The 20,706-nt window shown below is 38.4% G+C and carries 24 protein-coding genes and 1 tRNA gene; 20 read left to right on the forward strand and 5 right to left on the reverse strand.

What is annotated here, in order from left to right:
- Window positions 1-10: 10 nt before the first annotated feature.
- From DW173_RS08895 to DW173_RS08905, 3 genes are read left to right on the forward strand one after another with little or no spacing between them, the layout of a single operon-like run.
- Complete coding sequence (locus DW173_RS08895) at window positions 11-742, forward strand: MBL fold metallo-hydrolase (RefSeq protein WP_009041224.1); 732 nt, start codon at window positions 11-13, stop codon at window positions 740-742.
- A 13-nt stretch (window positions 743-755) separates the two neighbouring features.
- Window positions 756-1,901 (forward strand): DUF4468 domain-containing protein, encoded by a 1,146-nt coding sequence (locus DW173_RS08900; protein ID WP_120144337.1) that lies wholly within the window; start codon window positions 756-758, stop codon window positions 1,899-1,901.
- Between the two features lie 14 nt (window positions 1,902-1,915).
- Window positions 1,916-2,293: a VOC family protein gene (locus DW173_RS08905; RefSeq protein ID WP_004304308.1), complete on the forward strand. Its 378-nt coding sequence runs from the start codon at window positions 1,916-1,918 to the stop codon at window positions 2,291-2,293.
- Between the two features lie 311 nt (window positions 2,294-2,604).
- Here the strand turns inward: DW173_RS08905 and DW173_RS08910 are convergent, their stop codons facing one another.
- Window positions 2,605-3,072 carry a hypothetical protein gene (locus DW173_RS08910; protein ID WP_008774710.1) on the reverse strand — a complete coding sequence of 156 codons (468 nt, stop codon included), beginning with the start codon at window positions 3,070-3,072 and terminating at the stop codon, window positions 2,605-2,607.
- Between the two features lie 4 nt (window positions 3,073-3,076).
- Window positions 3,077-3,262: a hypothetical protein gene (locus DW173_RS08915; RefSeq protein WP_004300779.1), complete on the reverse strand. Its 186-nt coding sequence runs from the start codon at window positions 3,260-3,262 to the stop codon at window positions 3,077-3,079.
- 95 nt (window positions 3,263-3,357) lie between these two features.
- On the opposite strand from DW173_RS08915, the gene DW173_RS08920 reads away from it, so the two are divergent.
- Window positions 3,358-4,089, forward strand: a complete 732-nt coding sequence (locus tag DW173_RS08920) for a class I SAM-dependent methyltransferase (RefSeq protein WP_120144339.1) — start codon at window positions 3,358-3,360, stop codon at window positions 4,087-4,089.
- A gap of 145 nt (window positions 4,090-4,234) precedes the next feature.
- On the opposite strand, the gene DW173_RS08925 is transcribed toward DW173_RS08920, so the two are convergent.
- The gene (locus tag DW173_RS08925) at window positions 4,235-4,837 is read right to left on the reverse strand and encodes a TlpA family protein disulfide reductase (RefSeq protein ID WP_009041222.1); all 603 of its coding nucleotides are present in this window, start codon (window positions 4,835-4,837) and stop codon (window positions 4,235-4,237) included.
- Between the two features lie 94 nt (window positions 4,838-4,931).
- On the opposite strand from DW173_RS08925, the gene DW173_RS08930 reads away from it, so the two are divergent.
- A tRNA-Thr gene (locus tag DW173_RS08930) sits at window positions 4,932-5,005 on the forward strand.
- A gap of 51 nt (window positions 5,006-5,056) precedes the next feature.
- On the opposite strand, the gene DW173_RS08935 is transcribed toward DW173_RS08930, so the two are convergent.
- Complete coding sequence (locus DW173_RS08935; RefSeq protein WP_008025813.1) at window positions 5,057-5,944, reverse strand: DMT family transporter; 888 nt, start codon at window positions 5,942-5,944, stop codon at window positions 5,057-5,059.
- Between the two features lie 157 nt (window positions 5,945-6,101).
- Window positions 6,102-6,575: a hypothetical protein gene (locus DW173_RS08940; RefSeq protein ID WP_087318932.1), complete on the reverse strand. Its 474-nt coding sequence runs from the start codon at window positions 6,573-6,575 to the stop codon at window positions 6,102-6,104.
- Window positions 6,576-7,085: 510 nt separating this feature from the next.
- Between DW173_RS08940 and DW173_RS08945 the strand changes: the two genes are divergently transcribed.
- The 15 genes from DW173_RS08945 (at window position 7,086) to DW173_RS09010 (ending at window position 20,589) form a co-directional block, all read left to right on the forward strand.
- On the forward strand, window positions 7,086-8,411 hold the full coding sequence (locus DW173_RS08945; RefSeq protein ID WP_117515376.1) for a tyrosine-type recombinase/integrase: 1,326 nt from the start codon (window positions 7,086-7,088) through the stop codon (window positions 8,409-8,411).
- 6 nt (window positions 8,412-8,417) lie between these two features.
- Entirely contained in the window at window positions 8,418-9,623 is a 1,206-nt protein-coding gene (locus DW173_RS08950; protein WP_117610446.1) for a hypothetical protein, read from the forward strand.
- Between the two features lie 177 nt (window positions 9,624-9,800).
- Window positions 9,801-10,100: a helix-turn-helix domain-containing protein gene (locus DW173_RS08955; protein WP_117610445.1), complete on the forward strand. Its 300-nt coding sequence runs from the start codon at window positions 9,801-9,803 to the stop codon at window positions 10,098-10,100.
- 2 nt (window positions 10,101-10,102) lie between these two features.
- Entirely contained in the window at window positions 10,103-10,411 is a 309-nt protein-coding gene (locus tag DW173_RS08960; protein ID WP_117610444.1) for an AbrB family transcriptional regulator, read from the forward strand.
- On the forward strand, window positions 10,404-11,438 hold the full coding sequence (locus tag DW173_RS08965; protein ID WP_117610464.1) for an AAA family ATPase: 1,035 nt from the start codon (window positions 10,404-10,406) through the stop codon (window positions 11,436-11,438). The genes DW173_RS08960 and DW173_RS08965 overlap by 8 nt, the downstream gene beginning before the upstream one ends.
- A 144-nt stretch (window positions 11,439-11,582) precedes the next feature.
- The gene (locus DW173_RS08970; RefSeq protein ID WP_120144341.1) at window positions 11,583-12,632 is read left to right on the forward strand and encodes a DUF6371 domain-containing protein; all 1,050 of its coding nucleotides are present in this window, start codon (window positions 11,583-11,585) and stop codon (window positions 12,630-12,632) included.
- 2 nt (window positions 12,633-12,634) lie between these two features.
- Window positions 12,635-13,078: a RusA family crossover junction endodeoxyribonuclease gene (locus DW173_RS08975; RefSeq protein ID WP_117610442.1), complete on the forward strand. Its 444-nt coding sequence runs from the start codon at window positions 12,635-12,637 to the stop codon at window positions 13,076-13,078.
- Window positions 13,079-13,128: 50 nt separating this feature from the next.
- The gene (locus DW173_RS08980) at window positions 13,129-13,401 is read left to right on the forward strand and encodes a hypothetical protein (protein ID WP_117610441.1); all 273 of its coding nucleotides are present in this window, start codon (window positions 13,129-13,131) and stop codon (window positions 13,399-13,401) included.
- 133 nt (window positions 13,402-13,534) lie between these two features.
- A complete protein-coding gene (locus DW173_RS08985; RefSeq protein ID WP_117610440.1) occupies window positions 13,535-13,954 on the forward strand; it encodes a hypothetical protein in 420 nt (139 codons plus the stop codon).
- A gap of 57 nt (window positions 13,955-14,011) precedes the next feature.
- Window positions 14,012-15,793, forward strand: coding sequence for a hypothetical protein (locus DW173_RS08990; RefSeq protein ID WP_120144342.1), 1,782 nt, complete (start codon window positions 14,012-14,014; stop codon window positions 15,791-15,793).
- Between the two features lie 4 nt (window positions 15,794-15,797).
- A complete protein-coding gene (locus DW173_RS23800) occupies window positions 15,798-15,959 on the forward strand; it encodes a hypothetical protein (protein ID WP_007754900.1) in 162 nt (53 codons plus the stop codon).
- 25 nt (window positions 15,960-15,984) lie between these two features.
- The gene (locus DW173_RS08995) at window positions 15,985-16,314 is read left to right on the forward strand and encodes a hypothetical protein (protein WP_117610438.1); all 330 of its coding nucleotides are present in this window, start codon (window positions 15,985-15,987) and stop codon (window positions 16,312-16,314) included.
- Window positions 16,315-16,323: 9 nt separating this feature from the next.
- Window positions 16,324-19,584, forward strand: a complete 3,261-nt coding sequence (locus DW173_RS09000) for a phage tail tape measure protein (RefSeq protein WP_120144346.1) — start codon at window positions 16,324-16,326, stop codon at window positions 19,582-19,584.
- 25 nt (window positions 19,585-19,609) lie between these two features.
- A complete protein-coding gene (locus tag DW173_RS09005; protein WP_117610436.1) occupies window positions 19,610-20,104 on the forward strand; it encodes a hypothetical protein in 495 nt (164 codons plus the stop codon).
- Between the two features lie 2 nt (window positions 20,105-20,106).
- On the forward strand, window positions 20,107-20,589 hold the full coding sequence (locus DW173_RS09010; protein ID WP_117610435.1) for a DNA-packaging protein: 483 nt from the start codon (window positions 20,107-20,109) through the stop codon (window positions 20,587-20,589).
- Window positions 20,590-20,706: the final 117 nt, after the last annotated feature.

Raw genomic sequence — 20,706 nt, forward strand, 5'->3', positions numbered from 1 at the left:
ATAGTCAGCTATGACACTGGATTATATTTATCACAGCGGTTTCGCCATCGAAATGGAAGGTGTAACCATTATCATCGATTACTACAAAGATTCTTCCGAAACGGAACACAACCGGGGAATCGTGCATGATTATCTCCTGCAAAGGCCGGGTAAACTGTACGTATTGGCCACTCATTTCCATCCCGATCACTTTAACCGTGAAATATTGACTTGGAAAGAGCAACGCCCCGACATTCAATACATCTTCTCCAAAGATATTCTGAAGTCCCATCGTGCCAAAGCCGAAGATGCTTTCTATATTAAAAAAGGAGAAACCTACGAAGACGACACGATCCGCATCGACGCCTTCGGATCAACAGATGTCGGCAGTTCGCTCCTTCTTCACTTACAAGATTGGAGTATCTTCCATGCCGGCGACTTGAACAACTGGCATTGGAGTGAAGAATCGACCGAAGAAGAGATACGAAAAGCCAATGGTGATTTCCTTGCAGAAGTTAAATATTTAAAAGAAAAAGTGCCTAACATCGATCTAGTGCTATTCCCGGTGGATCGGAGAATGGGAAAAGATTACATGAAAGGGGCAAAACAGTTCATCGAACAAATAAAAACTACTATATTTGTGCCCATGCACTTCAGTGAAGATTATGAAGGAGGAAATGCGCTTCGTAGTTTTGCAGAAAATGCAGGATGCCGTTTTATCAGCATCACCCGTCGGGGCGAAAGTTTTGAGATTACCAAATAAACACATTATAATTATGAATAAATTTACGATTCTGTTTCTTACTATGTTTCTCGCATTGCCGATGGCAATGAAGGCAGATTCTGCAAAAGAGAAGAAAGATGACACCAGGTACCTTGTAGGAGCCGTTCCTGAAGTAGAAGGTAAAGTAGTATTTTCCAAAGAGTTCCAGATTCCCGGAATGAGTCAGGCACAAATCTACGACACAATGACAAAGTGGATGGATGAACGCCTGAAAGAGAATAAAAACATCGATAGCCGCATTGTTTTCTCCGACGAAGCAAAAGGAACAATTGCCGGTATTGGAGAAGAATGGATTGTTTTCAGCTCCAGTGCCCTGTCATTAGACCGTACATTAGTTAACTATCAGATTACCGTTACCTGCAAACCCGGAAACTGCCTGGTAGAGCTTGAAAAAATCCGTTTTACTTATCGTGAAACAGAAAAATATAAAGCCGAAGAATGGATTACTGATAAATATGCGCTCAATAAAGCTAAGACTAAATTAGTACGTGGCTTGGCTAAATGGCGTAGAAAAACCGTAGACTTCGCCGATGATATATTCATGGATGTAGCGGTAGCTTTCGGAGCACCTGACACCCGTCCGAAAACAGAGAAAAAGAAGAAAGAAGAAGAGCAAAAAACTCCATCAATCGTTGCAGCCGCAGGTCCGATTGTCATTGGTGCCGCAGATAAAAAGACTGATATAAAAGTGACAACTGGCGAACCTGCTCAAACCACTGTTCCTGCTGCAACTCTCACTCCTGCTACTCCTGCAGGCAAGGCTTCCGCTGATATGCCGGGTTATATAGAAATTGATTTGAAACAAATCCCGGGTGAAGTATATGCTTTGATGGGAAGTGGAAAATTAGTAATCAGCATCGGAAAAGATGAGTTCAACATGACCAATATGACTGCAAATGCTGGTGGCGCACTTGGTTATCAATCAGGAAAAGCAGTTGCCTATTGCACGCTTTCACCCGATCAAGCTTACGATGCAATAGAAAAGGCAGATAGCTATACATTAAAATTGTACGCTCCGAACCAAACAACACCTTCGGCTGTTATCGAATGTAAGAAAATGTCTTCACAGACAACTCCGCAAGCCGGACAACCGCGCACGTATGTTGGAGAAATCGTGAAGCTCTTAATGAAAAAATAAGGAAAATCGCAACAATGGAAATAAAAAGTAAATTTGACCATTTTAATATCAACGTCACTAATCTGGAGCGGAGTATCGCTTTTTATGAAAAAGCACTCGGCTTAAAAGAACATCATCGGAAGGAAGCATCCGACGGCTCGTTCACGTTAGTCTACCTAACTGATAACGAAACAGGTTTCTTGCTGGAATTGACGTGGTTGAAAGATCATACTGCTCCATACGAACTGGGAGAAAACGAAAGCCATCTCTGCTTTCGTGTAGCCGGCGATTACGATGCAATCAGAGCTTATCACAAAGAAATGAATTGTGTATGTTTTGAGAACACGGCCATGGGGCTTTATTTCATCAATGACCCGGATGATTACTGGATTGAGATTCTTCCGCAGAAGTAAGAGAGGTCATCCCCAAAGTCCCTAAAAAGAAAAAATCACCCTTACTACAATTTGGAGTGGCCCTAAAAAGCTAAACAGATAAAAAAGGACTTCAATAAATAAAAAAGATAAGGCAACTAATTCACTGCGAATTAGTTGCCTTTTTGTATTGCTAGGCAGAGATATTCAACAAATGTCTCTAAAAATTAACAAGATTGATAAAGAGTCCGGTTTTGCATCGGGCTCTTTCCTTTTAACCTTGATTTGACTCTACTATTATTGTACTACTCTATAATATTCCTCTAAGGCTTTTCGGACAGCCTATGCTGTTTCTAAAAAACAAAGCATAATCCTAAAATTGCCGCCAGTATAAAAAAACAACCAGGAACAAATTGGTTAACAAGCAGCCTCATTAGTTGCATTCTAGGCAACACAAACATATCATTCGCCTTACCTTTATCATACAATATGGTAACCTTATCATCTATATGATACTGTTTTGGATAAAGATAAATATTATTTTCCTCTCCACTCTTTAGATTAGAAGGAAGAAATTGGCAACACTTTTCGTCTTCTCCCTCCAATTTATATTTTATTTTTGGTATACATACATCAGTAATATTCATACCATCAGACTTTACCTGTGTCTCTATATCCACTACCTTTCCATGTGTTTTCCTGTCATACGATTTTATTATCCTGCAATGAAGCATCCACAAGAGTCCCATTTTCAGAATTAAAAAAGCACCACGCAACATAAGTATAACAGATACTACACAAATTATTATATTTATAACCATACTTTTATTTCTTATGACGGCTAGCTCTCTTCTTCCGGATATCTGCTTTCATCTTCGCTGCACCCGAACCATGCTGTCCACGAATATACGTCGCTTTTTTCGCTTTCGTCTTCACTTTTTCCTCTTCTTTGGGCTTATCTTTCTTACCTTTAAAAACGATTCCACCCATGATTGCTTCTTCTATACTCATATAATCATTTATTAGTATTCAACATTTCCGACGGCAAAGATAAGCCTTTTCTGCGGATTTATTTATCTTTGCAGAGTTAACAATCGTAACCACCAATGGCAACAACAACTCTTTCTGCAGAAAAGGACCCGATGGGAGCCGCTATTTCTGATTATTTCAACCATCACAGAGCTGATCGTTTGCGGGTATTCTCTTCCCAATTCGAAGAAGATGAAATTCCCGTCAAAGAATTGTTCCGTAGTATACAGTCTATGCCTATATTAGAGCGTACCGCCCTACAAATGGCTACAGGACGAATATTGGATGTAGGTGCCGGAAGCGGATGCCATGCACTGGCACTTCAGGAAATGGGAAAAGAAGTGTGTGCCATTGATATTTCTCCGTTATCCGTCGAAGTGATGCAACAACGCGGAGTGAACGATCCACGCCTCATCAACCTTTTTGACGAAACATTTACCGAAACATTCGATACGATCCTGATGCTTATGAATGGTTCCGGAATTATCGGAAGACTGAATAATATGCCCGGATTCTTCCAACGAATGAAACGTATTCTCCGTCCCGGCGGATGCATACTCATGGATTCCAGCGATCTGCGCTATCTTTTTGAAGAAGAAGACGGCAGCATAGTCATCGACCTGGCCGGAGAGTATTACGGAGAGATTGACTTCCAAATGCAATATAAAGATGTAAAAGGAGACACATTCGACTGGTTATATGTAGATTTCCAGACTCTTAGCTTATACGCTTCCGAATGTGGTTTTAAGGCAGAACTGGTGAAAGAAGGAAAACATTACGATTACCTAGTCAAACTTAGTATTGCTTGAAAAGCTCATTATTATATAGTGACGGTATGTGTTCCGGATAGCGTCACTATATAACCCAAATAGTGACGCCATCACATCAGGATAGCGTCACTATTTTTATATGCTCATAAATGCTCCGTCAGATACGCCTAATGAAGGCTTTCTTTCATTTCAGCATCTCATTAATCTTCTGTACAAGAGAAGCAAACTCTTCTTCATTATACAAACGAGTCAGTTTTACAATTCTTCCTTCCTTATCAACTAACACATTTCTTGTTATTCCGGATTCACGCAATGCATATTTCGCAAAAATATCAGCTCCCGGATCCAGTCCTAACGGATAAGTCACTCCGGTAGATTTAGCAAAAGCCAATACTTTATCAAGTGGTTCGTCACGGTCAATGCCAATTAAAGCAAAGTCTGCATTATTTTTATGCTTTAACCAAATATCCTTCTCAATAAACGGCATTTCTTTACGACAAACTCCGCACCAACTTGCAGTAAACTGCAACATGACAACCTTACCACGAAGGGAAGATAGACTCACTTGTTTACCATCTGTCAGGATAATCGTAAAGTCCGGAGCCATCTCTCCTACCCGAACAATATATCCTGTACTATCTGCCTGAACAGATATAGCATCTGCAGCTACTTCTACACTATCTGTTGCAACTTCTACATTTGCCGTCCCCTTTTTCTGTCCGGAACAAGCCCATATACCTATGGCTAAAATCGCCATACCACATACATTCATAATTTTCATTTTCATCTAATCATTGGTAACTTTGCAAATATAAAAAAAGTATGCGATGTATTTGCATTTTTAAAAGAAATTCATACCTTTGCACCCGCAAAAGAAAAACGCCTCTTTAGCTCAGTTGGCCAGAGCACGTGATTTGTAATCTCGGGGTCGTTGGTTCGAATCCGACAAGAGGCTCTCCTATAAAAATGTTGTTTATCCGATCAGGTAAAACAGCATTTTTTTTATTTATACTCTTTCATTTTTTTGTTTACGAAATATTACCACACTCACAGCCAACAGAATTAAAATAATCCCAATAGCGCTATTCAGAGTAAATAATTCTTTAAACACAAAAATTCCGATCACCACAGCTGTCAATGGTTCCATCGCACCTAAAATAGATGTCAACGTAGGCCCTGCATATTTAATAGCCCGTACCAATGTTATATTAGAAATGGCTGTAGCCGGTAATGCAAGTCCCAAAATAATCAACCAGGTATAACCGTCAGCTACCAGCTGAAGCCCGGAAGTAGTCAAAGCACCTATAAAATAAAGAACGGTTCCTAACCCCATAACATAACAAGTCAGTACAGTGGAATTGATTCGAACAGCGCGTGTCATTCGTACGCCAACAATATACCCCGCATAGGAAAACACAGAAACACAAGCTGCTACCAGTCCGACTATCGTATCACCATTTTTCGCCTCCAGTTCCCCCGATGAAAGCAAGGCCGCTCCTAACAAGGACATGGAGACCGCAAACATCACCCAAAGGGATTTCTTTTCCTGAAAGAAGTACATCATAACTAGAGATACCGCCAACGGATACATAAAATGAATGGTTGACGCCACCCCGGTAGCTATATTCTGATATGCTATAAGCAAACTGAATGAAGTAACTGCCCTCAACAAACTTAATAAAAGAACAACTAAAAAATCTTTCTTTTCCAATCGAAAACTACATCCCGAACACCATCCGAACAGAGTCAACGCAATTGTCGCCACTCCCCAACGATAGGAAAGCACTTCGAAAGCTGAAAAACCTGCCAACAATAAAGTGAGGGAAAAGAACGGAGCCAGTCCAAAAGTAGAGGAAGACACCGCTGCATAAAGTATACCTTTTATACGATTCATCAATCTATTCAACTAATTTCCGATATTCATGGGTACAAAGATCATAAATATTTCTTTAATATCACCATTAATTTCACATTATCAGTTAATCGATCTACCCCCTAAATCAGTACAAGAAGATAAGTCTGATACATTTCCTCCTTATAAATATAACCTTTTAATAATCCTCAATAACTGTATTTCCAAAAATATCCTTTTTGATAATTTTTCTATGACCATCACTACTTTCAATTATTTCGTTCCCAAAAATATCTTTTTTAATGGTTGTTCTATTGCCTTTGCCATCTTCGATAATAGTATTCCCAAAGATATCTTTTTTAATCGTCTTTCTATTACCTTTATCATCACGAATGATGGTATTTCCAAAAATATCCTCTTCAATAGTCTTTCTATTGCCTTTATCATCACGAATGGTGATATTCCCAAAAATATCTTTTTCAATGGTCTTTCTATTGCCTTTATCATCACGAATGATGATATTTCCAAAGATATCCTTTTCGACAGTCTTTCTCTCTTGATTAACTCCAGAATACTCATAATTGTCTTCAATAAGATTTGCACCATAGCTCTTTATTATATAAGGAGCCAAAATAAATTGGGTAGCAAATAGGATAAATAAAATCTTTTTCATGGCGTTTTTCTTTTGGTTTATAACAAAAGTAACGCAGGAAAATCATAAAAAACTAGTGAATACTATAATTGTCGATAGGGAAAAGCCTAAAATAAAGAATTAAACACAGTACCTATTGTACCATACCATAATGCGGGAATTGACGAGAGCACTCAGCAGGAACAATAGATTTCTCTTCTAAATAAAGAATAAAGCAGGTATTCAGACTGAGCCGAATATTCTCAAATTTTCAAGTGGTCCCCCGAAACGGTCTCCGTAAAAAATAAGCCCTTGAAAGTGCTTGACTCTCAAGGGCTTTAAAGTGATAGTTGAGGTTCCTGGCGAACCTCTTTTTCTTTATTTTCCTTATTTATTAGATAAAACATTATCTTCATAAACTACTGAAAAACAACAAATTATTTATCACACAAAGAAAATAGAATAAAATAAGATAAAAGTTTGTAGTACCAATGTAGTACCAAATCAAAAAGAATCTCTATCTTTGTAGTACCAACTTATAAAAGTAAAAATATGGGTGCAACATTCATTTTGAGAACTGACAAAAGCGAAGGATATGCAACCTTATACGCTCGCATACAAAACAGGGTTCCAAAGATTAACATTCGAGTATCTACCGGATTAGAGGTTGATATAAAAGAGTGGAACAAATCTTTAACAGGAGCCAAAGCTCTAACAGCTTTCAGGACAGGCAAAGGAAAAGAACTTTACCTTAAACTAGACGCTATTTCATCAACGATTGACGCACTAATAAAAAATGGTGTAGCCATAACTTCCAACATGGCTAAAGAGCGTATACATGAAATAGTATATGCTGAACAGATAGCAGCCGAAAAAGAACGAGCAGAAGCCGAAGCTAAAGCCCTAGAAGAAGAACAGGCTACCAACTTCAACGACTTCATAGCACAATTCATTCACGAATGCGAAACAGGAAAACGGAAAAAGAAGGGAGGAACTACAAATATATCTCCTGGAACAATCAAAAGCTACAAAGGCTTTCAATCCCAGTTTAAAGCGTATCAGGAAACAAGGCTAAAGGTTATTGATTTTGAGGATCTGACAATAGAGTTTTATAATGACTTTCGATCATTCCTCACAGATAAGGAATATTCCCCTAATACTATTGCCCGGATGGTGAAGATATGCAAAACAATCTGTTATGCAGCCGAACAGCTTAAACTAATGGATGCGGCAAACGTCCGGTTTGGTTTTGATGTGATCTATAAAGATGTTGATAATGTCTACTTGACTGAAGAACGAATACAGGAACTTTATGAGTACGATTTATCCAATCGTCCGGCATGGGAAAAGATAAAAGATGTGTTTGTAGTCGGCTGTCTGACCGGGCAACGAGTAAGTGATTATAAGCGCATCAATTCAAAAATGATAGTTACCCTTACCGATGGCAATAAGTACATCAAACTTAAACAGGAAAAGACCGGAAATATCGTTTATATTCCTCTTGATTATCGGGTTGCAGCTATCCTTGACAAATATAACGGTACACTTCCCAAAGTCTACGACCAAAAGATAAACGACCATATCAAAGAGATTGGAGAGGCTTTAGGATGGACGGAAATAGTAGAGTTGGACGAACAACGGGGAGCAATGGAGTATACAGCAAAGAAACGTTTCTGCGACCTTCTTAAAACTCATACCTGCCGAAGAAGCTTAGCAACCAATATGTATAAAGCCGGGGCTTCATTAAGTTCTATTATGGCTATCACTGGACACAACAGCGAGCAGCAACTAAAGACGTACCTTAAACTGGATGAATCGGAAAAGAGCATGCTAGCAGCTAAAGAGAATTATTTCACGAAATTACGAATAGCAAAATAATCAATCATGGAAAATTGGAAAGAACAATACAATCAGCTAGAATGTGAGTGGAAGAAATATTATAAGGATGATTTTGCAGAAGTTTATAAATACTTATTAGAAGATAATATATCAATTGACGAAGCAATAATCAAGATAGGAGCTAATTATAATGCAGAAGATATATCAAACCTCAAGAGATGCGATGAGATATTGGCTCAAGGCACCAAATTAGTAATGGATAATTCAGAAGAGCTAATTAATGAAGGAAACGCAATTATGTACGATCTGATCTTAGCATTATCTAATGAAAAAATTAAAAAGACATTATTTTTTGAAAATCTAAAAAAAGAAGATGAAAGTTTTGATGATCTGTTTATGTCGAATAACTATAAATGCGAATATGGACTTTACACATATTACAGAAAGCTAAAAGAGCATAAGCTAGACGTTTTTTTAGGAACAGAAGATTTTAAGAACATAATAGAGACATTAAATAAAGTCTGTATATTTATAAAAGAGAATAATCAACATCCTATTAAAATTCAAAACCAACTCATTGAACTAATAACATTATATATTGGAATGAGGCTTGAATATCATTTAATTATAGTATTACAAGGTTTAATAGAATGGACAGAAAAAATATATGAAAATAATAATGAGCCCGAAAAAGAAAACGCATTTGAGTTACATACCTGGATTTTAAAACAAGCAACCCGGTTGTACTATAGTTATTATCTTTCCTGCAGTAATCAAATTGAGAATGATTTTGATGTTTTCTTCTTTTCTACAATGATCGGGAGATATATTAAAGAACATAGTGATGAATATTCAATAGAAGCAATAGAAAACATCATTGATGATAACAACATTCCTAAAATCGACAAAACATTAATAAGAAAAATCTATAACAAATGCAACAATAATCAATGGAATAGTATCCCTATAGATGATTTTATCAGATTACTTAATTGTGACAATTCAAGAACTCTATCTATTAAAAAAGATGAGTTTAATAGGACAAAAGTTGTATTTAAGAATATAGCCAACAGCATAAAAGATAAAGGAAGTCGCAAAAAATGGATCGAATTTATTAAAAAAGAAGTCTTCAATAATGTAGATTTTATGAAAGCTACATTGAGAACCGATACAAGCTGCGAAGGATATAGCCAAATCGATATAAATTTTAGCAGTTTTATAGCCGATTTAGGAGTTTCCCCCAATAAATAAAAAACGCCCCAATAAACTCCCCAATAAATATTTCAGAAGCGCATTGATAATCAACATTTTATCAATGCGTTTTTTTTTATATTCCCCAATAAATCCCAATTTCTCCCCAATGTATCTTCGCAGTTGAAGATTAGGACGTGCACACCCTGCCTTCATAACAATTAAAAAGTATAAGTTATGAAAGAATTAAATGCAACCCAGCAAGCTATAATTATGAGTTTCTTTGATCCATTTGTAGATGTGATTGTAGATAGAGTTTCAGAAAGAATATTGTCTGTAACTGCTAAGAAAGAACCAAAGTTCTACACTCGAAAAGAAGCCGCTGAAATCCTTCATGTCACCTTACCAACATTGGCGAGAATAACAAAAGACGGACTTCTTATCTCCAAGCGTGTAGGTAGTAGAATCCTGTATGAAGCGGATGCTATTGATGAGGCAGTAAAAAAGCAGGTCGTATTCAAATATCGGAGGGCGTGACTATGAAAGAAAAGAAAAAGGCAGCCTCCACGACCGCCAATCTCCAACATAGATCCGGAAACAAAGATAGCAAATCATCTCGAATAATTCAACAGGTACGATCTATTTTCTTATCTGGTCGGAAAGTAACAGCAAAAGAAATCAACGCTGAAACAAATTCGAATGATGCCAGACGTGTAATCTCCACCCTCCGTAATGATGAAGGTTGGGACATTAAAGACGTTCGTCTGGACGATAGAAGAAAACTATACTGGTTAGAGCCAGATAAACGGCAAATGTCTATTGATTGGGAGGTTAATGGCAATGAGTGAAGCAATAAAACAGATTGTTAGCGAATTTGAAAAGCCTGTGATTGAGATTCCATCCGATATAATGGATGCTATTCAATGTAGCCGCCTGGACTTATCACAAAATATACCCGATCCGCAAATGCTCGTATCAAAAGGAAACCTACCTGTATGTACCCGGGGAAATTTTTCTTTCGTTATTGGTTTACCCGGTGCAAGAAAGAGTTTTCTATGTTCTGGTATTGCCGGGGCGTTCCTGAATGAAAACGGGTGTATGGGATTAGACAACCCGAACGGATCTGGAAAGTTACTTTGGATTGATACGGAGCAAGCACCGGGGCACGTGGCGAAGATCGGCCGGAGACTACACCGCATTGCAGGGCTTCCAACTAACATCAATTCAGATAATATCATTATTCACATGTTGAGAGAGTATCAGCCGCCAATAAGACATAAAATTTTTTATGCGTGCATGAATCTATATCATCCTGATTTTGTCGTTCTTGATGGAGTTAGTGATCTAATAGCCGATCCCAACAGTTCGGAGCAATCAACGTCTGTAATTAATGATTTGATGGCTTTTACAAAAGAATATGATTGCCACGTTCTGACAGTCATTCACGCCAATGTAGGAAGTGAAAAAGCCCGGGGACATCTTGGATCGGAAGCTTTGCGGAAGTGCGAAACAGCAATTTTTGCGGAGGCTAAAGGAGATGTAACGTTATGCAAATGGGCTAAAACTAGAGATATGCGACCGATGGACTTTGCATTTATGGTTTTGGAAGGGCTTCCCGTTGAGGCTGAATACATACCCATTGAAGCAAAAACGGATAAACTACAACAGACACTATCAAGTATCATGCCTCAATATCCGGCAACTATAACCTATTCGGATTTAAGACAGAAACTAATGTTACATCTTGGGGTGAAAGAAAGCGCTTCCGAAAAGAATATAAAGAAAGCGGTAGAGAATGGATATATTATCAAAAATCAGGTAGGCTGTTATTACCTGCCAAAGATTGAAAAAGCTAATGATACACTACCATTTTAATAACCGTTACCGTACCGTACTTTTCTACCGTACTCATCACCCCTTCTATAGAAGGGGGTGAATACGGTTAATACGGTGTACGGCAAAAATACGGTAAAAATACGGTTATTAATACGGTGCTATAAAATTTAAAGATTTTGATTTATGAGTGAACATACATATCACCTACAAAAATACGCAGGAACGAGTACCCGCCACACCTGCCCGCAATGCGGACATAAAGGAGAATTTACTTATTATGTTGATGAAAGGAATGTTCCTATTGATGAATCGTGCGGACGTTGCAACCGGGAACGTTGCGGCTATCATCTGACACCTTCGGAATATTTCAAGGCACACCCGGCCGATAAACGAAATGAGTTTACCACATGGAAACAGCCGGAACCACCTAAAGCAATTCCCATATCTTATCTACCTTCTTCGTTGTTGGCAACAGATACACACCGAGACAGAAACAATCTATTCCAGTTTATGTCTAAAGAGTTCGGAGATGTTGAGGCAAACCGGGTGTTTGATCTCTACCATGTCGGGACATCTCGCCACTGGAGAAACAATGACGGATTATCTACCACCTTTCCACAGATTAACGAAAAAGGCAAATTATGCCAACTAAAGGTTATGGCTTATAATCCCAATACGGGAAAACGGATGAAAAAACAAGACCGGGCGGAGATGTGGAGCGATAAGGCGCAAAAGTATATTCCAGATACTCGACCGATGGATAAGATTTGGTTTGCCGGGAAAACGCTTCTCAAAAACTATGAGGCTAATCTTCAGCAAACATTCTTCGGTTGCCATTTAATAAAAACCTCATCCCGGATAGGAATTGTTGAAAGTGAGAAATCAGCCCTTATATGCTCTATTTTGATGCCCGAAATCACTTGGATAGCATCAGGAGGCTGTAACGGATGCAAATGGACGGAAACAGCCGTTTTCAAGCCGTTATCAGGCAAAAGAGTAGTTTTATATCCTGATAGTGGAATGTTGGCAAAATGGGAAGAAAAAGCCGAAATATTGCACAGCGCCGGAATAGATGTAACAGTTAGCCGGATATGTGAAGGACTACCGAATAACTGGGACGTGGCGGACGTTCTTCTTCGGGAACGACATACACAGAAAGGTATGAATATTGGTGAAATAATGGCTTATGCCAAAGAAATAGGAGTTTCCCGGCAAATAACATATAACGTTTGAGTATGGAAATAGAAATAATATACGGGCAAGTGATAGCGAAAGCAAATAACTATCAAGCCGTACCGGGCAAAGACGGTCAGAAACGGATCATCAAAAACGACCGGATCAGGGAGTATGAGAAATCCTTCTGCCTACAATGCAAGAAGTATCGAGGAAAGCGCATTTCCGGTCGTTTCAAGCTATTTATTCGTGTATGGCATGGGAATATTCGCTTCGATCTGGATAATGCCTTAAAAACGATCCTTGATTGCTTGCAAATGGTGGAGGCTATTACAAATGACAGCCTTTGTTTTGAGATTCATGCGGAGAAACGGATAGACCGACGGAATCCGAGAGTAGAGTTTGGTATGGAAGAGATAAACGAGCAAAAAAATATATTCAGCCAAAATAAAGCGAGCGAAAATCACTTTCATCTGTCAGATGAGCAAGAGTACCCAAAAGAGTAAATTATCATTTTCGCTCACCTTAAAATGAGCGAGAGCAACATTTAAAAGTTATGGAAGCAATTAAAGAATTAAAGAAAGAGTTTATTAAGAACAAAGAGCGATTTATCCAAATCGGATATAATCCCCAAACTGAAGTTTACTTATACAAGCGTATATTTCCAGGAGGAGCAATCGTTTATGAAGTGTTCAAACGCAAGATAAATAAACGGTTTAACTGTGTTAGCTATCCCGGTAACAACGCCTTTGGTTATTGGGCTTTGACATTCCCCAAATATGAGCAAGCGAGATATTATTTAGATAATGGGTTTATAAAACCCTCGTAAGTTTATTTTTAAAAGAATCATTTAAACAAATGCCCATTAAACGAGGAAAAGTATTATCAGATAGGTGTTTGTCTAATCGTTGCAAAAGAATTAGAGAACAAATATTTTATTAACCAATTTAATTTTTTAGGTCATGAAACAAGAAACATTTTTCGGAGTAAGAAAAGATAGTGAAAAACATCTTTATGTGAGAAGATGTGACAACAACGAAGTCCTTATCACTAAAACAGTAAACGGGGAATCCATAACAGAAGAGAACACCGTACACCTAAATGCGGAAGAAGCCCGTAAACTGGGGATTCAGTTGCTAAAATTAGGTAGTGAAGAACTGCCAAAATCTGGAATAGATCTTAAAACGGAATCTTTCGTAGACAAAATCACGGTATACAGAGGAATAAACCCGGACGAAACACCGGCCAATCTCGCAGTTATCACCATTGATGAAAGTGATGAAGCCAGACAAGTAAGGGAAGATAGCGGAGAGGAGCCCGGCTTTTCCATTGAAGGCGAAGAACTGGAAAAACTCATTTCCGCACTGGCAAAGATTGTATAACCGATACCGGGTAGGTCTGCTTCGGATGGTCTACCCGGTATAAATAAAAAATATGCTATGACAAGAGACGAATTATATATCAATAACACAAAAGCCGATCTTAACAAGACGGATATTACTTTGAGCTATAAGAGTAACCTGCTAACCGATATTAGTAAAATTATAAGTAATAGGAGTTATACGATCAGGTTGCCTAAAACAGCAAAGAATCTGGCTTTGATTGAGTGTTCACATCTTCCCAGCTCAATAAGCCGTTATCCTTACCTAAAGCATAAAGGAACATTATTGCGAAATGGTGTTAAGATGATTAAAAATGCCAATGTAGTACTACTAGAAACTGGCGAAACAATAGAGGTTGCTCTTACATGGGGAAACGTCACAAACTTTGCTGGCGTGGTAAACGATGGCAAGAAGCTAACGGATATTACGCACGGGACAGTGGAAGGCGTGGATTGGGTAGTATGGAGTAATAAGGGAAGCAATTCAGCGCAATTTCCACTTATCGACTACGGGTTTAACTCCGATGATCCGAACGTGTGGTATCATCCTGTAGTGACTGTGAAATGGATTTTAGACAAGATTCAGGAGCAAAGCGGAGTGACATTTAATTTCCCGTCTGACAAGCTTACTGTTATAAATAAAATGATTATTCCTCTTTTGACAAGGAATGATTCACAAGAGATATATGATGCCTACCCAATGACTTTAAAAGTAACAGGGTATGATTCATCAATAATCAAATTTGAAGCTGTAGGAGATAGTACCCAACAGTATGTTAGCACTAATGGGAGCCGGGATATTTACCCGAAATTTGATTCAACATTGAAACTGAAAGGAACAATAGAAGTTTCATACACTTACTCACAGGGGATTGATTATTTAAATACGCCTTTTCAAATCACAGTTTATAGCACACCGACCAAGCAGGAGGAAATAATAAACATATATAAGCCGGCTGCATATATAGAACCGCCATATATTCGGCTAGTTTATAGCTTTGATACTTCTGCTACAGTCTATAAAGATGGATATTTTATAATATCAAGTGGAAACGGAAAACAACCGATAAATAGTGTATCAGGGAGTTTATCAGTAACGATAACAGAAAGAGAAGAGGATGTTTTACTAGGTGAGAAATTTCCCCTAGTTCCCAATCTTCCGGACATCAAGCAAATAGACTTCATCAAAGCCGTTGCCTCAATGGTCGGTTTGTTTGCCTTACCGGATGGCGAAAACGGGATCAAGTTTATTCCCTTCGATAATCTGTCTGCAAACAAATCTAAAGCTGTAGACTGGACGAATCGTGTGATAATGGCTTATAATAGCGTAACGCCAAGAAACTTACAGTACACCCTTGATAATATTGCTCAAAACAACTGGTTCCGGTATAAAGAAGATGATAATGTCATGGGAAACTATGACGGAAATATCCAGGTTGATGATGCCACGATTGAGTACGAACGTGATGCCATCACTTTGCCTTTCTCCGCCTGCAGTACAAAAGGAGGCGTTGCTTATATTCCTCTTTATTCTTATAACGAGGAAGGAGAGTTGGAGTATAACAAAACAAATCCCCGGATATTATTGCTTGATGGCACGAAGGGAATATTCAAGGGGCTAGAATGGACTACCTTAATTGCAAATAACTATCAGACGTACAAAGGACTAATCAATAATGCAAAGGTAGTGACCGAGTATATCCGTCTTAACAGTATCGAGTTGCGAGACTTAGAGATGGATATACCGGTTTATTTGGCTCAATATGGTTGTTATCTGGCTATCATAGAGATAACGACCAAAGAGAATGATATATGCGAGTGTAAACTTTTAAAATTGTAATGACATGGAAGAAAATGTAGAAGAAAAGATTCGGAGTATTACCGAACAGGCCAATCAAACTAGAAAAATGCTTTTAGAAGAGTATTTGGGACATTCTATCTCTATGGAGGAGGCTATAAATATGGAAATACCGGACGAAGCTTTGGATCATCTGGGAGATTTGTAATTTAATGATTAAATATAAAATGATTATGACAGAAAAAGATTTATTAAACAACAGAGAAGCCATGAAATTAGCTTTGGCTTTTGATAAGATGGCCAAAGAGTATAAAACTACTATTCAGAAAATAGTAGCAGAAGGCAAACGAGTTACAGAATTAATCCAAAACAACCGGATGGAGGCTGTATCAACATTATCAATGATCGAGAATTTGATAAATGAACATGAGCCGGATTCCGAAAAACGTAAAAAAATGCTTTCACTCCTGGATAATCTGAATATCAAAGGAGATAGCAAAACTTTCCCAGCCCTTGTTATGGCTTTATTTTTTGCAAGTAACGGAGTATTAACCGAAAAATAGAAAAGAGTTATGAAAAATGAAAATACAGTAGAAAAAGTACTAGAGATAAAAGTTCGATATGATGATGCGATCCGGAACATTGCAAAATACCGGGCGGTTATTGATGACTTGAAGAAAGAAGAGGCAGAGTATAAAAAAGCCCTGAAGGACAAGAAAATATCACAAGAGGAGTATAATGCCAAGCTCGTAGAAACAGAAAAAAAGATGATGCACGCTAAAGACGTGGTTCAGACGCTTACTAAAGATGTTAGAAATAATATAAAGATTGAAAAGGAACAGGCAGGTAGTTTAAAGCAGCTCCGGGCGCAATTATCCAATCTTACATCAGAGTATGACAGCCTTTCGGAAGTAGAAAGAAAAACAAGCAGAGGGCAGGAGCTTAAAATCAAGATCAACGGTATAACAGATTCACTCAAAGAAGCGGAAGGAGAAACTCAACGTTTCTACCGAAGTGTCGGAAGCTACGAAGAAGCCATAAAAAACGCTCTGGGAATGAATAACTCTTTTGCTGATTCCTTGTTACGTATGGCAGACAATGCCAAAAGCGGTTCCGGTCTTTTCTCCAATCTAAAAACGGAAGCTTCCGCCTTCGGAAATACCCTAACTTCCCTTTTAAAGAATAAAGTATTTTTAGGCATCGCAGGGATAGCGGGTGCTGGCGTTGTCTTTAAATGGTGGTATGATTACAATAAAGGTTTGGTTGAGGCTACAAAGTTAACAAGGCAATTCACTGATAAATCAGGGGATGATTTGAAGGCTTATCGAAGTGAAGTGCAAGCTCTGGCAGACTATTACGGGAAAGACTTTAAAGAAGTACTTATTTCCGCTAATACGGTATCAAAACAATTTGGTATCACTTCCGAGAAGGCTTTGCAAATAATAAAAGACGGATTTATAGCCGGAGCAGATGCGAATGGCGAATTTCTGGATAGCCTGAAAGAATACCCGGCATATTTCAAAGAGGCTGGAATATCTGCCGATCAGTTTGTAGCCATCATCGCAGAGACCAACAAGCAGGGGATATTCTCCGATAAGGGTATAGATACGATTAAAGAAGCAAATATACGGCTCCGAGAAATGACAGATTCCACTGCCGCAGCATTAGAGGGGATCGGGCTAAATTCGAAGAAAATACAAAAGGAGTTACAAAGCGGGTCTATTACTACTTTTGAGGTTATGCAACTTGTTTCTGATAAATTGAATGAGCTTCCGGAAAGTTCCGCTGCTGTTGGTACTGCCATTGCTGATATATTTGGCGGACCGGGAGAAGATGCAGGTTTGAAGTATATCCGGACACTGAAAGATATTTCTACCAATTTGGATGAAGTGAAAGCTAAGGCCGGAGAGTTAGGACGTGTCGAAGAAGATTTAATTAATTCTCAAACCGAATTAACAAAAGAGATTGCTTTGCTGTTTGATGCTACCGGAGGATCATTTGAGAAAATGACAACTAAGATTAAGCTATTTGTGAACTCCGTTCTTTCAGAACTAATTAAAGAGGTTAGAGGGCTGTTTGATACCGTAGAAACTATATCCAATAGAGAAGAAGCCATTGCAAAACGATTAGGAGAGACTATTGGGACAGACATGGCAAAAAAGAAGTATATTGATATAGAAAAAGCTCGGAAAGAATATATTAAACAGGGAATATCCGACAATGAAGCTTTAGAGAAAGCAAAACAAGATCAACTAAAGATTCTCGAATTATCATTGGCACAAGAGGAAGAATATTTCCAAAAGACTATAGATATAAACGAGAAATACAATAAAGAACTAAAAGATGCTTCAATTATTAGACAAGGACTAGGGTTAGATCGTACTAATAAAGAAATAAATCAGGATATTAGCAAATCTTGGAAAGAGCGAATGAATCAATTATCTGTTGTTGAATCTCTAAGAAAACAAATAAATGATATAACGAATTATGAGCCTACAAGCAAAGCAACGGGGGGTATCACCAGTGCTGCCAATATTGAAGCAAAAAAGAAAGAAATTGCCGAATTGAGGAAAGCAGAAGATGAAGCCTTAAAACTGATAAAAGATAGCCGGAAACGCCAAACGGAAGAGATCGAACTACAGTATTCCCGCCAGATAGAGGATCTTAAAAAGCGTATTAAAACGGAGGAGGATTTGACACCTAAAGCAAAAGAGGCCATCAATAAGCAAATCACTTCATTAGAAGCACAAAAACAGCAGGCACTAAAGAAGCTATCCGATGAAGAATTGCAGAAGGAAATTGCCAACCGCCAGAAGCTTATAGAAATACAACTTGAATCTGTAAAGAAAGGGAGCGAACAGGAATATCAACTGAAGATGCAGCAATTAATTGCGCAACGGGATTTAGACCTTTCTAATACCGAACTTACCGAACAGATGAAATTTGCCATCCGTGAAAAATATAATAAGAAAATTGATGATCTTGTAAAACAACATGATGCGGACTTACTGAAAAAGCAACAGGATGCAATGAAACTTCGCTATGAAACCGAGATTGCAAAAGTGTACAATGATGAAGCGGAAGTTTATCGTATCAGATTAAAGCAAAGAAAGGAGGAATTAGACGCCATCCAACAAATGGAAGGAGAAAGTATAGAAGCTTTCAATCTTCGTAAGCTGGAGCTTAAAAATGCCTATCTCGATGCAGAAAAAGAACTAGCTGATAAAGAAGTAGAAATCGAAACACAGAAATCAGAAGCTATTGGAAATCTTATTGGTGGAATCTCTTCCTTGTTGGAGTTGGCAGGAGAAACTAATGAAGAAATGGCACGTGCCGCAAAACTATTAGCGATTGCAGAAGTTGCCATAGCGCAGGGAGTAGCTATTGCAAATGCTGTTAAAACGGCTACCAGTTCAAGTGCAACATGGATAGATATGCTTGCAGCCATTGGAACTGTTGTTGGTGCTGTTACTGCTATGATGGGAACTGCTATGAAGTCTATTAAATCCGCCAAGTTTGCAACCGGTGGACTAGTTACTGGGCCGGGAACCGGAACGAGTGATAGCATACCGGCACAACTAAGTAACGGAGAATCGGTAATGACAGCAAGAACTACGGAGTTATTCGCTCCGATACTTTCCTCATTTAACCAAATGGGAGGCGGTGTTCCGATAAACATCACCGCATCAAGTAATCAGACCATGGGAGAGGATATGTTAGCAAGAGCTGTAGCAAAAGGAGTCCAGATGATGCCTAATCCGGTGGTATCTGTAACTGAAATAAACACAGTTGGAAAACGAGTTGAAGTACTTGAAAACCTAGAAAGCTTATAATATATTATTAAAAACTATTGAAGATATGGCAAAATTTAATGAAGAAACAATTCAAAAGTGCGTTGACTGGGTATGTGAAAACGGACTTATAGATTATGGCGGTGCAAAGCTTATTGACTTCTGTAATGTAATGGGAATCGGAAAGAGTACCTATTACCGGTGGATGGAAAATGAAACTTTCGGGACTGCTATAAAAAAGGCGAAAGAAGATTTCAAAAACGGGTTAGAACGCAATGTAGTTTCTTCCCTTGCAAGGTCTGCCATCGGGTATGAATACGAACAAGTTTCTTCCGAATACTACATGGAAGGCAAGAAAAAGAAGTTGAAAAAGGAAGTTAGAAAAAATGTCCGTGTTGAGCCTAATGTAGGAGCCGGAATATTCCTTCTCACAAACCTTGCTCCTGACAGATGGAAGAACAAACAGAACACCGAGCATTCCGGAGAAGTTTCTACCGGATTGACCGTTGTAGTCAAGAATCAGGAAGAAGCGGATTTAATCAAACAATTAAAAGAGCATTAGTTATGTCTGCACCTAAAGGAAACCAATTTTGGAAGTTGAGAAACAGGCATGGGAGAAGCAAGCGTTTTGCTTCTCCTGAACAGTTGTGGGAAGCAGCCTGTGAGTATTTTGCCTATTGTGACAGGACTCCATGGAAAGTAATCAAGAATAAAACGAAAGGAGAAATAAAGGAAAAAGAAGAAAGCCCTACACAACGTCCTTACTCTCTGACCGGGTTAATGGCTTATTTAGATGTTAGTAAGTCCTTTTGGAACGATTTTAAAAAAGGTAGTCATGAAGATTTTTCCGTAGTCATTACACGCATAGAGAATGTCATCAGGACACAACAATTAGAAGGTGCTATTGTTGGTGCGTTTAACCCCAATATAGTTTCCCGAATTATAGGTCTTTCTGATAAACAAAAGGTAACTCATACCATCAACAGTAAAGAGTTTAAAGGCTTTGATTTCTTACCTTATATTCCCAAAGCAGATGAAAGTATATGAGGTTTTAGCATCAAGCCGCTTTCTACTCGCTACAATGAACAGAAACGGAGTGAGCGCAGATGATATAATGTATCTTGATATGTTCTATGAGTATAGAGATATGCTTGCAGAAGGACG

It is taken from the genome of Bacteroides sp. AM16-13 (genome assembly GCF_003602705.1).
Classification (GTDB): Bacteria; Bacteroidota; Bacteroidia; order Bacteroidales; family Bacteroidaceae; genus Bacteroides; species Bacteroides xylanisolvens.

Bases quoted from the DNA above. Each gene is read 5' to 3' on its own strand.
- DW173_RS08970 (WP_120144341.1), top strand. From the start codon at position 11,583: ATGAGTGAACATACATATCACCTACAAAAATACGCAGGAACGAGTACC.
- DW173_RS23800 (WP_007754900.1), top strand. From the start codon at position 15,798: ATGGAAGAAAATGTAGAAGAAAAGATTCGGAGTATTACCGAACAGGCC.
- DW173_RS08950 (WP_117610446.1), top strand. From the start codon at position 8,418: ATGGAAAATTGGAAAGAACAATACAATCAGCTAGAATGTGAGTGGAAG.
- DW173_RS08945 (WP_117515376.1), top strand. From the start codon at position 7,086: ATGGGTGCAACATTCATTTTGAGAACTGACAAAAGCGAAGGATATGCA.
- DW173_RS08905 (WP_004304308.1), top strand. From the start codon at position 1,916: ATGGAAATAAAAAGTAAATTTGACCATTTTAATATCAACGTCACTAAT.
- DW173_RS09005 (WP_117610436.1), top strand. From the start codon at position 19,610: ATGGCAAAATTTAATGAAGAAACAATTCAAAAGTGCGTTGACTGGGTA.
- DW173_RS08975 (WP_117610442.1), top strand. From the start codon at position 12,635: ATGGAAATAGAAATAATATACGGGCAAGTGATAGCGAAAGCAAATAAC.
- DW173_RS08920 (WP_120144339.1), top strand. From the start codon at position 3,358: ATGGCAACAACAACTCTTTCTGCAGAAAAGGACCCGATGGGAGCCGCT.
- DW173_RS08955 (WP_117610445.1), top strand. From the start codon at position 9,801: ATGAAAGAATTAAATGCAACCCAGCAAGCTATAATTATGAGTTTCTTT.
- DW173_RS08910 (WP_008774710.1), bottom strand. From the start codon at position 3,072: ATGGTTATAAATATAATAATTTGTGTAGTATCTGTTATACTTATGTTG.
- DW173_RS08915 (WP_004300779.1), bottom strand. From the start codon at position 3,262: ATGAGTATAGAAGAAGCAATCATGGGTGGAATCGTTTTTAAAGGTAAG.
- DW173_RS08965 (WP_117610464.1), top strand. From the start codon at position 10,404: ATGAGTGAAGCAATAAAACAGATTGTTAGCGAATTTGAAAAGCCTGTG.
- DW173_RS08925 (WP_009041222.1), bottom strand. From the start codon at position 4,837: ATGAAAATGAAAATTATGAATGTATGTGGTATGGCGATTTTAGCCATA.
- DW173_RS09010 (WP_117610435.1), top strand. From the start codon at position 20,107: ATGTCTGCACCTAAAGGAAACCAATTTTGGAAGTTGAGAAACAGGCAT.
- DW173_RS08980 (WP_117610441.1), top strand. From the start codon at position 13,129: ATGGAAGCAATTAAAGAATTAAAGAAAGAGTTTATTAAGAACAAAGAG.
- DW173_RS08895 (WP_009041224.1), top strand. From the start codon at position 11: ATGACACTGGATTATATTTATCACAGCGGTTTCGCCATCGAAATGGAA.
- DW173_RS08940 (WP_087318932.1), bottom strand. From the start codon at position 6,575: ATGAAAAAGATTTTATTTATCCTATTTGCTACCCAATTTATTTTGGCT.
- DW173_RS08900 (WP_120144337.1), top strand. From the start codon at position 756: ATGAATAAATTTACGATTCTGTTTCTTACTATGTTTCTCGCATTGCCG.
- DW173_RS08960 (WP_117610444.1), top strand. From the start codon at position 10,103: ATGAAAGAAAAGAAAAAGGCAGCCTCCACGACCGCCAATCTCCAACAT.
- DW173_RS08990 (WP_120144342.1), top strand. From the start codon at position 14,012: ATGACAAGAGACGAATTATATATCAATAACACAAAAGCCGATCTTAAC.
- DW173_RS08985 (WP_117610440.1), top strand. From the start codon at position 13,535: ATGAAACAAGAAACATTTTTCGGAGTAAGAAAAGATAGTGAAAAACAT.
- DW173_RS09000 (WP_120144346.1), top strand. From the start codon at position 16,324: ATGAAAAATGAAAATACAGTAGAAAAAGTACTAGAGATAAAAGTTCGA.
- DW173_RS08935 (WP_008025813.1), bottom strand. From the start codon at position 5,944: ATGAATCGTATAAAAGGTATACTTTATGCAGCGGTGTCTTCCTCTACT.
- DW173_RS08995 (WP_117610438.1), top strand. From the start codon at position 15,985: ATGACAGAAAAAGATTTATTAAACAACAGAGAAGCCATGAAATTAGCT.